Origin of the sequence: Dyella nitratireducens (assembly GCF_014642835.1) — a bacterium.
GTDB classification, from domain to species: Bacteria; Pseudomonadota; Gammaproteobacteria; order Xanthomonadales; family Rhodanobacteraceae; genus Dyella_B; species Dyella_B nitratireducens.
On sequence record NZ_BMJA01000001.1, the window covers coordinates 1180757 to 1194980 of the forward strand.

Below are 14224 nucleotides of genomic sequence, written 5' to 3' on the forward strand. Positions count from 1 at the left end.
CGCTCGCTGCTTGCCCTCGCTATTTCACACCGTGCATCAAGCGGTTCACCAGCGGTGAAATCAACAGCAGCAGCACGCCGGATCCCGCCAGCACATAGAAGCAGAAGGTGAACCCGCTCAGGGCCGAGGCCGCCGTCATGCCGGTGGCACCACTGATATGCGAGGCCAGCATGCCGGAGAGATTGCCGCCCAAGGCGGTGGATAGGAACCAGCCGCCCAGCCCAAGCCCCACCAATCGCGGCGGTGCCAGCTTGGTCACCATCGACAGGCCGATCGGCGAGAGGCACAGCTCGCCTACCGACTGGAACAGGTAGCACATCGCCAGCGGCCAGAACGGAATCAGTCCGTGAGGATCGATCAGGTGCGACAAGGCATAGATCAGGCTGATGAAGCCGACACCCTCGAAGATCAACCCCAGGCCGAACTTGCGCGGAATGGAAGGCTCCTTGTGGCGCTTGGCCAGCCAGCCCCAGGCCAGCGCGGTCACCGGCGCCAGCGCCACCACCCACAGCGGCGTCATCGCCTGGAACCAGCCCACGGGGAACATCCAGCCGCCGAACATCTGCCGATCCACCAGGTTTTCGGCCAGGAAATTGAAGGTGGTGCCGAACAGGTAATAGAACACCCAGAACAGCACGTTGAAAGCGAAGATGATCAGCATGGCGATAACGCGATGGAGCTGCACGCGATCGTGACGCAAGGCTTCGGCAATCAGCACCACCACCATGCCGACGAACAGCACACCCATTACCCATTGCAGACCCACGGCACCCAGCTTGGCGAGCAGCAGATACGTCACCGGCACGGCGATCGCCACGCCAACCACCACTTGCAGCACACGCATACGGCTCTCGCTGCCCGGCGCCGGACGCCCCACGCCACGCAAGCCACGCCGCCCGAACCAGAACCACAGTAGGCTCAAAAGCATGCCCACACCGGCCGCTGCGAACACGATGCGGAAGTTCTGCTGCAGCGGTGTCTTGGTGAAATAGCTGGCCATCCAGCCGGTGATGATTGGCGCCAGGAAGGCACCGCAGTTGATGCCCATGTAGAACAGCGTAAAGCCGCGATCTCGGCGTTCGTCGCCAGGCGGGTAGAGCTGCCCCACCATCGAGGAGATATTCGGCTTAAACAGAGCATCACCCACGATCACCATCGCCAATCCGAACAGCAAGGCATCGCGGCTAGGGATCATCAGCACAAACAGGCCCGCCGACATGACCACAGCACCGAGCAAGATCGAGCGCTGATAGCCGATGATCTTATCGGCCACGTAGCCCCCAAACACACCGAAGGCAAACGCCAGCGCTACGTAAGCACCGAAGATACTGCTGGCCCAGCCCTGCCCGGTGGGATCACCGTTGTAGAACTGCGCTACGGCATACAGCGCCAGCACCCAGCTGAGGCTGTAGTACGCGAAGCGCTCCCAGAACTCCGTCATGAACAGCATCCACAACGGGCGCGGGTGGCCAAACAGTTGTGGAAAGTCGGGCGTGGCCTGGACGCCGGCTTCGGAATGCTGGTTCACGAGGTTACCCCTTTGGCTTCAATCAAATTTAAGAAGATGTAACGAGCCAAACGCATTCCGTCAAATGCAACGCAGCAACATGGGCCAGCTATCGCCTCGGCGAAGGCCAATATCTATTCCGAATACCTTGCACAAAACGCTCAAACTGGCATGTTCTTGCGCATCTCGCTCGGCATGTCTGCGATGCCCTGTCGCGTAGGTTGGGGTGCAAACCCCAACATGGAGATGCATGCGCATGAGAGCGTTGGGGTTTGCACCCAACCCACAAATCAGCGCATCTCTAGCTTCCCAATACGGTGCGCACATCCAGCAGCTCAGGAAAGAACTCCAGGTCCAGCGCCTTCTTCAAGAAGGCAACGCCAGAGGAACCTCCCGTGCCGCGCCGGTGTCCGATGATCCGCTCCACTGTTTTCATATGGCGGAAACGCCAAAGCTGGAAACTCTCTTCCATGTCCACCAGTTGCTCGCACATGTGGTACTCCGGCCAGAACGCCGCACGCTGTTCATAGATGCGCTTGAACACCGGCAATAAATCTTCATGGCGCTGATACGGTTCGCTCCAATCACGCTCGATCCGCGCGGCCGGCACGGCATGGCCGCGGCGCGCAAGATAGCGCAGGAATTCGTCGTACAAACCGGGCGCTTCCAGCGCGTCACGCAAACGCGCCTGCGCCGCCGGATCATATTCGAACACCTTGAGCATCTGTGCATTCTTGTTGCCCAGCATGAACTCGATGATGCGGTATTGCAGCGATTGAAAGCCGGACGACGAACCCAGCGCGTCGCGAAATTCCAGGTATTCCGACGGGGTCAGCGTCTCCAGCACCGCCCACTGTTCGAACATCTGCCGCTGCACGTGCTTCACGCGCGCAAGAATTTTCAGGCACTCGTTCACATCATCCACACGCAGATGCGCGATGGCCGAGGTCAGTTCATGGATGATCAGCTTCATCCACAGTTCGGCCACTTGGTGCATCACAATGAACAGCATTTCGTCGTGATGCGGAGGCTGGGTGAGCGGCTGCTGTGCGGCAAGCAGTTGATCCAACCGCAGATAGCCTCCATAAGTCGTCCGGCCGCTCAGGTCGAGTTCGATGCCTGCCTCGAGGTCCCGCTGGTTTTCCGTCATGGCGCCCGCAAACCCGCAAAAAAATGGAATGTTAACCGTTATGACGAACCCCTACGTACGGAGTCGCATGCTGCAGTGTACCTTGCGATGCAGCAAGGCGGCCTGCTAAAAAATGCCGTTTGTCTGGGTCCAAAAGGTCGCTCTGACTACACACACAACGTGGTGACGCCCACGTAAAATAAGTCAAAGCATCCGCAGCGCGCCTGGCCCCACTGGATGGGCCGCGCCTCCCCCCGCACCGTTTTCCCCTACCCTTTCCGGGAGCGAGTCGTGTCCATCGCCGCCAAGTTTGAAATCGAATATCTGCAATATCTCGATGCCGAAGGCAAGCAGGTTCGTGATGACCTGCCTGCATTCACCAAAGACCTCGACCATATGGTCGAGTTGTACAAGCTGATGATGTCCACCCGCGTGTTCGACGCCAAATCGGTGGCACTGCAACGTACCGGCAAGCTGGGCACCTATGCAAGCTGCCTCGGTCACGAAGCCTCTCACGTCGGCATCGGCAGCGCCATGAAGCCGGAAGACGTGCTTGCCGTGAGCTATCGCGAATACGGCGCGCAGCTTTACCGTGGCGTGCAGCCGCGCGAGGTTTACATGTACTGGGGCGGCGACGAGCGCGGCAACGATTACCAGAACGAACCCGCACGTCACGACTTCGCCTGGTCGGTGCCGATCGCCACGCAATGCCTGCACGCCGCAGGCACCGCGCTGGCATTCAAGATCCGCAATGAAAAACGCGTAGCCGTGTGCACGATTGGTGACGGTGGTTCGTCGAAAGGGGACTTCTACGGCGCCATCAATATTGCCGGCGCACAGAACCTGCCGATGGTGGCGGTGATCGTTAACAACCAATGGGCCATCTCGGTACCGCGCAAGATCCAGTCCGGCGCACCGACGCTGGCACAAAAAGGTATTGCCGCCGGCCTCTACTGCATCCAGGTGGACGGTAATGACATCATCGCCGTGCGCAAGGCGATGGAGGATGCGCTGGAACGCGCTCGCAACGGTGAAGGTGGCAGCGTGCTGGAACTAGTCACCTATCGCCTCAGCGATCACACCACCGCCGACGATGCACGCCGCTACCGCGGCGAGCAGGAAGTGAAGGATGCCTGGGCGAAGGAGCCGATGAAGCGCCTGCGCAACTGGCTGGTCGCCAAGAAGGTGTGGGACGACGCAAAGGAAGAAGCCTGGAAGGCCGAGTGCGACGAGTGGATGGACAACGAGGTGAACGCCTACCTCCAGACCAAGACCCAGCCCGTCACGGCGATGTTCGACTACACCTTCGCCGAAGTCCCCGCAGACCTCGCCAAACAGCGCGACCTCGCGCTCTCGCTCGACAAGAAGGCGCACTAAGCCATGGCACAGATCACTCTTATCGAAGCCGTCACCCAGGCGCTTGCTTATGAAATGGCCCATGACGACAGCGTCGTCGTGCTGGGCGAGGACGTTGGCGTCAATGGTGGTGTGTTCCGCGCCACGCAGGGTTTGCAGGAAAAATTCGGTCCGCTGCGCGTGCTCGACACGCCGCTGGACGAAACCACCATCGGCGGCGTTACCGTGGGTCTTGCCGCGGCAGGCATGAAGCCGGTAGCCGAAGCGCAGTTCGAAGGCTTCATCTACCCGATGATGGAGCAGATCGCCTGCCACGCTGCGCGCATGCGCAACCGCACGCGCGGACGCCTTACCGTGCCGGCCGTATGGCGCGCGCCGTGGGGCGGCGGCATTCGCGCGCCGGAGCATCACTCCGAAGCGAACGAGCACCTGTTCACCAACATCCCCGGCCTGCGTGTAGTGATGCCTTCGTCGCCCGCACGCGCGTATGGCTTGCTGCTCGCTGCGATTCGCGATCCAGATCCGGTGATGTTCTTCGAACCGAAGCGCATCTATCGTCAGTACAAAGAGGAAGTGCCGGACGACGGCGAGGCGCTGCCGCTCGACGTGTGCTTCGTGCTGCGCGACGGCACCGACGTCACTATCGTCACCTGGGGCGCGCAGGTGAAAGAGGCGCTTGAAGCTGCCGACGCGCTGGCCGAGGAAGGCATCAGCGCTGAAGTCATCGATGTCGCCACGCTCACGCCGCTTGACTTCGACACCATCGCCGAATCGGTACAGAAAACCGGCCGCTGCGTGATCCTGCACGAAGCACCCAAGACGGCCGGTTTCGGTGCGGAAATCGCTGCACGCATCGCCGAGGAATGCATCTACGACCTGCTCGCGCCCGTAGAGCGCGTGACCGGTTGGGATACGCACATCCCGCTGTTCCGTCTGGAGATGAAATACCTGCCGAGCGCCGAGCGCGTGGTGGAGGCCGCCAAGCGCACGCTCGCGGCATCCTGACGTCCTCAGCCCTTCCCCTGCTACGCGCGGGGGAGGGAGCAAAAAACCGAACACAAACTCACATTTCGGAACTCCGAACATGGCCGACATCAAGACGTTCTACCTGCCGGACCTCGGCGAAGGCCTGCCCGACGCAACCATCGTCGAGTGGCACGTGAAGGAAGGCGACACCATCAAGCTCGATGCACCGCTGGTATCGATGGAAACCGCCAAGGCCGTCGTCGACGTGCCCTCCCCTTACACCGGCAAGGTCACCAAGCTGCACGGCGCTGCCGGCGACGTGATCGAAACCGGCGCTGCGCTGGCCGAATTCGAGCCGGACCCGAACGCCAAGCAACGCGCGGAAGCCGAATCCACCGGCCATCATCACGGCCCCAAGAAGCCTGCCGCAGCGGAAGCAAAGAAGGTCACCGCCTCCGATGAAGGCGGCGAAATCGAAGCCAGCAACGGCAACGCCGAGCGCGAAGACGAAGGCACCGTGGTCGGCGCCATGGTCAGCGGCAGCCACGTGCACGTCGAACAGGCTTCCAGCGTCGGCGGCGTGAAGGCGGTGCCGGCCGTGCGGGCCTTGGCGAAGAAATTCAAGGTAGATATCACGCGTGTGCGCGGTACTGGCGCCGATGGCGTGGTGACCATGCAGGACGTGAAGAACGCCGCCGCCAACGGTACCGCTGCGCTTGGCGCGGCACCGGCTCGCGCCGTGCCGGCCTCCGCCGGCCGCCATCTCGCGCCCGAGCTGCCACAGCCGGAACCGGCACGCACCGCCGTGTCGCTCGCCGGCAAGCCGGTGCGCACCGCGCCGCCGAGTGTTAAGGCCAGTGGCCAGCCGGAACAGCTCAAGGGCGTCCGCCGCAACATGGCGCGCGTGATGGCCGAAGCACACGCCAACGTGGTGCCTACCACGCTGGTGGACGATGCCGACCTGCATGCCTGGATCGGCAAGCAGGACATCACCGCACGCCTGATCCGCGCGATCGTCGCAGCTTGCAAGACCGTACCTGCGCTCAACGCCTGGTTCGACGGCAAGAACCTCACCCGCACTTTGCATCCGCACGTGGACATCGGCATCGCCGTGGATACGGAAGATGGCCTGTTCGTGCCGGCTCTGCGTAATGCCGACGTGCTGGACGGCACCGGCATCCGCGCCGGTATCCAGCGCCTGCGCGCGCAGGTGGAAGATCGCACGATCCCTTCCTCGGAACTCAGCGGCTACACCATCAGCCTGTCCAACTTCGGCATGTTTGCTGGCCGCTACGCCACGCCAGTGGTGGTACCGCCGTGCGTAGCGATCATCGGCGCCGGCAAGCTCAGCCATGACGTGGTTGCGGTGATGGGTGGCATCGAAGTGCACCGCCGCATGCCGATCAGCCTCACGTTCGATCATCGTGCGGCAACCGGCGGCGAAGCAGCGCGCTTCCTGAAGGCGCTGTTGGACGATCTGTCATCGCCGAATTGATCGATCTATCAGACCACAAAAAAAGCGCCCGCAATGGGCGCTTTTTTGTGACTTCCATAGTCGTCAGGTTTGTTGCAGAAATTAAGCCTGTTGACCGTTTTGGCAGTCGCAACAGGGCAGCGCATAGAGCGACAAGGTAAAACTAGGCTTTGGCGCAATCGTTCAAACGCAAGTGCCGCGTTTCCGGTGCCCAGAAGATCGACACTGCCATGCCGACGACCAGCACGACTGCCAGCGCCATCATTGATACTTGCAGCCCGAAGACTTTCATGCTGATCGGCAGCAGGAAGACGCCCACCGCTGAGCCAAGACGGCTGCATGCGATGGCAAACCCCACACCACTGGCTCGCACTTCCGTAGGAAAGCATTCGGGTGGGTATACACCGACCAGGTTGGACACGGCCGACAGCGTGGCGGTGAATAGTGCGAACGACGCCACCATGGCCAGGGATGCCGATGCGGGCAGTAGGCTCAGCAACGCCAATGACGCCGCAGTGATAGCGAAAGAACTGATCAAAAACGTGCGTCGCTGCAGCTTGACCGTCAACCAGATGCCCGCCACTGCCCCCGCTACCAACAGGCCGTTCAGTAGAAGGTCCGCGCCACTGTCGTCCGGTAGGTGAATGATCTGCAGGATGCTCGGTAAAAAGGTGTAAATCGCAAAATACGGAATCACCAAACACACGAAGAAGATGCAATTGAATGCTGTTCGGCGAATCATGTCGCGTTGGAACAGACGTGCGAAACCGCCCGAAACGTGGTCATCGTCGCGTGCACTGATATCCAGCACCACCTCTGGGCCGAAATGCTTCTTTACCACGGCATCCGCTTCGGCTTGGCGCCCCTTGTTGAACAGCCAACGCGGTGATTCCGGCGTACCCATGCGCAAGATCAGCACGATCAACGCAGGTACACCGCTCGAGGCTAGCAGCCAGCGCCACGCATCGGGATCGGTCGAGTGCTGCACGAAATGCATGCCAATCAGGTTGGCCACCACGTAACCAACGGTCCATATGACACTGAATGAGCCAAGTAACATGCCGCGATGTTTGCGCGGCGAGAACTCGGCAAGCATGGCGTGCCCCACCGCAAAATCCCCACCCATACCCAAGCCCAGCAAGGCGCGTAGCAGGCACAGCATCAGCGGCGTGTCGACATAGAATTGCGCGAAGGCCGCGGCGGTGATGATCACGAAGCTGAGCAGGAAGATCTTTTGCCTGCCTACCCGATCGGATAGCCAGCCGAACAGAAGGCTGCCGAGAAAGATGCCTAGGAGTGTGGAGCTGCCGATCAGGCCTTCCCATAACGCGCGGTGTTCCGCCTGCACGCCTGGTATCTGATCCACGAAAGGCGTCAAAGCATAGGCAATGGTGCCGATCGCGTAGCCTTCCGTAAGGTGCGCACCGAAAGTAAGCGCGGCGATCTTGCAATGGAAGAAGTTGAGCGGCACGTCATCCAGCAGAATCTTTCCAGCTCTCTGTCTGGCGCCTTCCCCGTAGCCGGCTGGTGCCTTCGCAACCAGTGTCTGTCCATCTCCGCTACCCATGGCTCCTCCTTCCATTGCGGGGCGCGGGCTGCGCCCCCGTTGCATACGCCGTTGGTGTGCCTCGTTTTCTCTTTAACCGTCTAGACCACCTAACATGAGGTACTTCAGCTCCATGTACTCGTCGATACCGTATTTGGAGCCCTCACGGCCAAGGCCGGATTCCTTTACGCCCCCGAACGGGGCCACTTCGGTGGAAATGATCCCCTCGTTGATGCCCACCATGCCGCTTTCCAGCGCGCCGGCCACGCGCCAGCTGCGGGCGATATCACGCGTGTAAAAATAAGCAGCCAGGCCATAAGGCGTACCGTTGGCTGCGGTCACGACTTCTTCCTCGGAGTCGAAACGGAAACAGGCGGCGACCGGGCCGAAGGTTTCTTCCTGAGCGATCAGCATGCCGTGCGTGGCATCCACTAGCACGGTCGGTTCGAAGAACGTGCCACCCAACGCATGCGGCTTACCGCCCATAAGAACACGCGCTCCTTTGACCACGGCATCCGCCACATGCTCCTGCACTTTGATCAACGCAGCCCGGTTGATCAACGGGCCTTGCTCGAAGTCGCCGGCGAGTGCATCGCCGACGCGCAGCCTACTTACAGCATCCACCAGTGCCTGGGTAAAAGCTTTATAAATGCCGTTTTGCACATAGAAGCGGTTCACGCAGACACAGGTCTGTCCTGTATTGCGGAATTTGGACGCGATCGCACCGCGCACCGCTGCATCGATATCGGCATCATCAAACACGATGAAGGGTGCGTTGCCACCCAATTCGAGCGAAAGCTTCTTGAGCGTATCCGAGCACTGACGCGCCAGCAGCTTCCCGGTACGGGTGGAACCCGTAAACGAAAGCTTGCGCACGATGCTGGAACCCGTAAGCACAGTACCGATGGCTATGGCATCACCGGAAACAATGTTGAACACACCCGCAGGAATCTCGGCGAGTTCAGCCAGCACGGCCAGTGCGAAGGCGGACAGCGGCGTTTCCTCCGAAGGCTTGAGCACCATGGTGCAACCGGCAGCCAACGCAGGCGCCGCTTTGCGGGTGATCATGGCGAGCGGAAAGTTCCATGGCGTGATGGCGGCGACGACGCCAATCGGCTCACGTACGACCAGAATCTTCGCGTGTGGTGACGGACTGGGAATGACGTCGCCATAAGCGCGTTTGGCCTCTTCAGCGAACCACTCGAGGAAGCTCGCCGCATACGCAACTTCGCCGCGAGCCTCGGCCAGAGGCTTGCCTTGTTCGCGCGACAACAACTCAGCCAAGGCTTCGCGATGCACCAACATCAACTCGCCCCAACGGCGCATCCTGCTGCTTCGTTCTTTCGCAGTCAGCGCACGCCAGGCGGGAAACGCTTTGGCGGCGGCATCCACGGCTTCTTGTGCCTCGGCGCGACCACCTTTGGCTACCTCGGCAACGACGGAACCAGTCGCCGGGTTATAGACGGGATAGGTTTCCGAACTGCCGCGCCAATGGCCATCGATGTAATGGCCATTGCGCAGAAGGCTGGTCTCAATGCTCCGATCGCCGTCGTTCATGCTGTTTTCTCCTTGTCATTTGCAAACCATCCCTGTGCCGGACGCGGCTCACGCGCGATGCGGCGACCTGCGGTGTAATCGTTAATCAGATCACACGGCGTGTAGTTGCGTTCCAGTTCGAACAGATCGTCTTCGTCCAGCTTCATGTTGAGCGCAGCCATTGCACTGTCGAACTGAGTGGGAGAATCCGCACCCACCAGCATGCTGGTGACATGCGGCCGCGCCAGCACCCAAGCCTGAGCAATCTGCGCAGCCGACACGCCGTGACGCTCGGCTACACGTGCAGCCGATGCAGCAACCGCCTGAGAGGCGTCATCACCGTACATTTGCGCGGTGAAGAAATCCGTCTTGTTTCGAGTGGATTTCACATCGCCTGTAAGCAGGCCGCGTGCCAGCGGGCTGAACACCGACACGCCGATGCCCTGGTCGGCGCAGTAAGGAATCATCTCGCGCTCTTCCTCGCGATAGGCAAGATTGAGCTGCAATTGCATGTTGATGGGCTTGTCCCAGCCATGCCGTTCACACGCCTGGATGATCTTGGCGAGCTGCCAGGTGTACATGGTGGACACACCGACGTAGCGTGCCTTGCCACTGCGGACGATGTCGTTCAACGTACCCATGGTTTCTTCCACAGGCGTATTCACGTCGAAGTAATGCAGCATGTAGATGTCGACGTAATCCATGCGCAAACGGGTGAGCGAACCGTCGATGCCATCCATGACGTGCTTGCGCGAATGGCCACCCGCGTTGGGATAGCTGCCCATGTCGTAGCCCACCTTGGTGGTGATCACGACTTCCTCGCGCCGCACCAGGCGCTTGAGAATGCGGCCGACCACTTCCTCACCCACGCCGGTGGAATAGAAATCCGCCAGATCAATGAAATTGACACCGGCCTCGAGCGCGTGCCGCACGATCGGCTCGCTCTGCGCTTCGTCAAAAATCCACGGTTTCCACTGCGGTGTACCCATGTTCATGGTGCCGAGGCAAAGCCGTGACACCTCAAGGCCGGATCGGCCGAGACGTACGTATTCCATGTGCGGCTCCTGCTGTCCCTCAAGCCTTGGGGGTGTAGAACGGATTGCTGACGTTGGCAGCCGCAGCGAACACATCCCTGCGATCCGGCAGGCCGAGCATCGCGGCGCGGATGGCGTTCTTGCAGGCGCGGTAGTTGTTCTCGTAGACAGCGTCGAGATCGTCGCAAGCAGGATTCACCCAATTGGCCGACACGATGACCCAATCGTTGTTCGCCTCCGGCGGCAGCACACCCTCTTCCAGCGACTCCGCAACGGCCTTGGCGATGCCAGCCTGCGAGGCACCCCACGTAGCGTTGCCGTGGAATTCATTGGCGATCTGCGCCTTGTTGACGTACAGCGTCAGCGGTTTGGTGGGCACGCCCGGGCGGGCAATGATCACGAACGGCGCATGCCCTGCAGAAGGTGTGGCCAGTGCGGTGGCGAATGCCTGCCCTGCAGGGCCATGGCGAGGACCGACCAGCACGTTGATGTGCGCGAGGTTGACGCCGGGTCCTTCGAATCCTTCACCAATGTAAAGCAGCTTGCTATCCGTTGCGCTCATGTCTTCCGTCACCCCAAAAACCTTCGAAGGTTCGATTGTGCGGTGGGCGTAGCGGATAAGTGAGCCAACTTGTTCCGATATAAAGCTCGGTGATTGCCGTATGTGTCGTACTGCTATCCCTACAAGAAACTCGTATCTTTATCGCCGTGTAGTTTGGCAGCGGCTGGATTGAAAAACATGCTGGCAGGCGTGCTGCGTGAAAACGGCATACGCTTCCACCTGAAGCTTCCCATCAAGCGATTTCCGCCGTCATCTGCAACGGCAGGCGCATGATGACTTCCAGGCCGCCATCACCCAGGTTTCCCGCCGTCACTTCCCCGCCATGGGCCTGCATCACTCGCTGCACGATCGCCAGCCCCAGCCCGTGGCCGCTGGCTTGCGCAGCATTGGTGCCGCGGAAAAAGGGCCGGAACATGAGGTGCAACTCTTCCTCCGGCACACCAGGCCCGTTATCGCTAACACGCAGTTCGGCGAATGACTCACGATGTCCTAGCACGATCTGCACGACACCACCGGACGGACTGAACTTGATGGCATTGGCGATCACGTTGTCCAGTGCGCGCTCAAGCAGAATGCTGCTGCCCTGCACGGTGGCCGGCCCATCATCCGTCATCTGCAAAGCAATACCGCGTGCTTCGGCATCGATGCGCGTAGCAGCAACGCGATCTCTGGTCAGCGCAACCAGATCGACCGATTCGCGCACCATTCCGGGCAAGCCGCCTTCCAGACGCGATAGCGCCAGCATCTCCGCGGTCATGCGGTCCATGCGGGAGATTTCATGCTCAGCGCGCTCGAAATGCGCAGCAGCCTCTTCCGGACTCACACTGTGCTGAGCCAGATCAAGAATCAGATGCAATCGCGCGAGCGGTGAGCGTAATTCGTGCGAGAGATCCTGCAGTACACCACGATCGTGCGCCACCAGATGTTCGATGCGCTCGGCCATGCCGTTGAAATCACGCGCGAGCTGACCGAGCTCGTCATGTTTGTTGCTCCAACGCCGATCCACGCGCGTCGTAAATTCGCCCGTGGCCATTTTGTGGGTGGCTTCGCGCATCGCTTCCACCGGCCGGGATACGCTGCGCGCCACCCACCAGCCGATGGCGGCGATCATCAATAGCGAAAGCCCCAACTGCACGCCAAGCAAAATCTTTCCACGTGTCCGTGGAGGAATGCGCGAACGCGAACTGCTTACCGCCACAAGTTGCCGCACACGCCCGTCCGTACCTGTCACGTTCTGTACGGCGACGTAGAAGCCGGGCCACGGATGCAACGCGATGTCGTTGCCAGATGCCAGCCAATCCGGCAGCACATCGCGTATCGATGGCGGCAGACGTATGTCGCGCAGGGGGACTCCTTTTTCATAGAGCGTGGCATCCACACCTTGTTCGCGTTGCTGCCTTACCCAGTCGTTCAGTCCACCAGGCCCTCCCTTTTCATAGGCCTGTTCGGCGGCCTGCGCCAAGGCTGGCCAATCGAAGTCCTGTTGCATCGAAAAGGTAATGAAGCTGCGCGTCAGCAAGCCGCCGAGCATCAGCACCAATACATTGGCGATGCAGACGGAAATGAGCAGGCGCCAGAACAGTGGGCTGCTAAAAGGGCTTTTGAAGGAACTCATGCCGGCGCCGCGCTATTGGGTACCAACACGTAACCGGCGCCGCGCACGGAATCAATGCGTGGCGCCTGCCCCGACGCTTCCGCCAGCTTGTGGCGAAGCCGGCTGACGTGCACGTCAATGCTGCGGTCGAAGCGCTCCAGCTCACGCCCCAATGCCACGCGTGTCAGCGAGGTCTTATCGATCACTTCACCGGCACGTTGCACCAGCAACAACAGCAGCGCGAATTCAGCACCCGTGAGGTTGAGTTCCTGTTCGCCGGCAAATGCACGCCGTTCACCAGGGTGCAAGCGCAATACACCGGCAGTGAGCTCGCCTACGCTTTCCACCGTGTGACGGCGCAATTGGGCGCGCACGCGTGCCAACAGTTCGCGCGGCAGGCATGGCTTGGAAAGATAATCGTCCGCGCCCAGTTCCAGACCGACCACGCGATCCACCGGCTCGCCACGTCCGGACAACATGATTACCGGCAGGCGATACTGCGCACGCAAGTCGCGCAAGGTATCCAGGCCGCTGCGGCCAGGCATCATGACATCGAGAATCAAGAGATCCGGGCGCAAAGCCGGATCGCGCAGACGCGCCAGCACTCCTTCGCCATCGTGCACCACTTCCACCTGCAGGCCTTCGCGCCGCAGGTATTCGGCGAGCAGCGAACACAGCTCGCGATCGTCATCGCCAATCAATATTCGGGACATTATCCAAACCGTCGACAGAACCTACTTACTATCGCATGACAACTGCGAGCCGCCGCCTGTCGCTTGCGCTGGGCTGACTTTACCCTTCTTTACAACGCAGCAAAGATCTTAAACCTGCCCCTGCTTTCCAATAGTCACAACAAAATCCTCCACCCAAGCAGGAGTTGCACCATGCGTAAGTCGATCACCCTATCTCTCATTCTCTCGGCAGCGATCGGCGTGTCCGCGCTGGCCTTCGCCCAGGGCGGTCCTGGTTTCGGTCCTGGCATGCACGGCCATCACGGCGGTGCCGAAATGGCCCTCCGCGGTTTGAACCTCACCGATGCCCAGAAGGCCCAGATCAAGCAGATCGTGCAGCAGAGCTTTGCCTCGCTGAAATCACAGGGACAGGCCGTTCACCAGCAGCGCGAGGCATTCGAAGCACTGTCGCCGAACGCGTCCAACTACCAGTCCGCTGCGGCCAGCCTGGCCCAGGCGGAAGCCAACTTCACCAGCGCCCGCATCACTGCCCGGGCTGCTGTCACGGCGCAGATCTACAACACCGTGCTGACCAGCGCACAGCAAAGCCAGTACACCAGCAACAAGGCTGCGGCACAGGCCCGCAAGGCACAGTGGCAGCAGTTCAAGGCCGAACACCCGCTGCCGTCGAGCGCCAGCTCGGCCCAGTAAGGCGCGACAAAGCATAAGAAGAACATCGGTTAGCGATTCTTAGCGGACGTTCTAGCCGATAACCTGAGCGATCGCCGCTGCACCGGCGATCGCTTTTTTATTGCCCATCCAAACCCTGCTTCCTGGACAGAGAGCACT

Annotated in this window: 12 protein-coding genes; 4 read left to right on the plus strand and 8 right to left on the minus strand. The window is 60.6% G+C overall.

Annotated elements, in window-relative coordinates:
• Positions 1–19 precede the first annotated feature (19 nt).
• Positions 20–1528: a peptide MFS transporter gene (locus IEX75_RS05535; protein WP_188793219.1), complete on the minus strand. Its 1509-nt coding sequence runs from the start codon at positions 1526–1528 to the stop codon at positions 20–22.
• Positions 1529–1808: 280 nt separating this feature from the next.
• Positions 1809–2657 carry a tryptophan 2,3-dioxygenase gene (locus IEX75_RS05540; protein WP_188793220.1) on the minus strand — a complete coding sequence of 283 codons (849 nt, stop codon included), beginning with the start codon at positions 2655–2657 and terminating at the stop codon, positions 1809–1811.
• A gap of 270 nt (positions 2658–2927) precedes the next feature.
• Between IEX75_RS05540 and pdhA the strand changes: the two genes are divergently transcribed.
• From pdhA to IEX75_RS05555, 3 genes are all read left to right on the plus strand, one after another.
• Positions 2928–4013 (plus strand): pyruvate dehydrogenase (acetyl-transferring) E1 component subunit alpha, encoded by a 1086-nt coding sequence (gene pdhA / locus IEX75_RS05545; RefSeq protein WP_188793221.1) that lies wholly within the window; start codon positions 2928–2930, stop codon positions 4011–4013.
• 3 nt (positions 4014–4016) lie between these two features.
• On the plus strand, positions 4017–4997 hold the full coding sequence (locus tag IEX75_RS05550) for an alpha-ketoacid dehydrogenase subunit beta (RefSeq protein ID WP_188793222.1): 981 nt from the start codon (positions 4017–4019) through the stop codon (positions 4995–4997).
• Positions 4998–5076: 79 nt separating this feature from the next.
• Positions 5077–6453: a dihydrolipoamide acetyltransferase family protein gene (locus IEX75_RS05555; protein ID WP_188793223.1), complete on the plus strand. Its 1377-nt coding sequence runs from the start codon at positions 5077–5079 to the stop codon at positions 6451–6453.
• Between the two features lie 142 nt (positions 6454–6595).
• On the opposite strand, the gene IEX75_RS05560 is transcribed toward IEX75_RS05555, so the two are convergent.
• From IEX75_RS05560 to IEX75_RS05585, 6 genes are all read right to left on the minus strand, one after another.
• Positions 6596–7999, minus strand: a complete 1404-nt coding sequence (locus IEX75_RS05560; protein ID WP_188793224.1) for an MFS transporter — start codon at positions 7997–7999, stop codon at positions 6596–6598.
• 72 nt (positions 8000–8071) lie between these two features.
• Complete coding sequence (locus IEX75_RS05565) at positions 8072–9535, minus strand: NAD-dependent succinate-semialdehyde dehydrogenase (protein ID WP_188793225.1); 1464 nt, start codon at positions 9533–9535, stop codon at positions 8072–8074.
• The gene (locus IEX75_RS05570) at positions 9532–10569 is read right to left on the minus strand and encodes an aldo/keto reductase (protein WP_188793226.1); all 1038 of its coding nucleotides are present in this window, start codon (positions 10567–10569) and stop codon (positions 9532–9534) included. The genes IEX75_RS05565 and IEX75_RS05570 overlap by 4 nt, the downstream gene beginning before the upstream one ends.
• Before the next feature lie 19 nt (positions 10570–10588).
• Complete coding sequence (fae, locus tag IEX75_RS05575; RefSeq protein WP_188793227.1) at positions 10589–11110, minus strand: formaldehyde-activating enzyme; 522 nt, start codon at positions 11108–11110, stop codon at positions 10589–10591.
• Positions 11111–11342: 232 nt separating this feature from the next.
• A complete protein-coding gene (locus IEX75_RS05580; protein ID WP_188793228.1) occupies positions 11343–12725 on the minus strand; it encodes a HAMP domain-containing sensor histidine kinase in 1383 nt (460 codons plus the stop codon).
• Positions 12722–13417, minus strand: coding sequence for a response regulator (locus IEX75_RS05585; protein ID WP_188793229.1), 696 nt, complete (start codon positions 13415–13417; stop codon positions 12722–12724). Before IEX75_RS05585 ends, IEX75_RS05580 begins: the two co-directional genes overlap by 4 nt.
• Before the next feature lie 171 nt (positions 13418–13588).
• Between IEX75_RS05585 and IEX75_RS05590 the strand changes: the two genes are divergently transcribed.
• Positions 13589–14086, plus strand: coding sequence for a Spy/CpxP family protein refolding chaperone (locus IEX75_RS05590; protein WP_188793230.1), 498 nt, complete (start codon positions 13589–13591; stop codon positions 14084–14086).
• Positions 14087–14224: the final 138 nt, after the last annotated feature.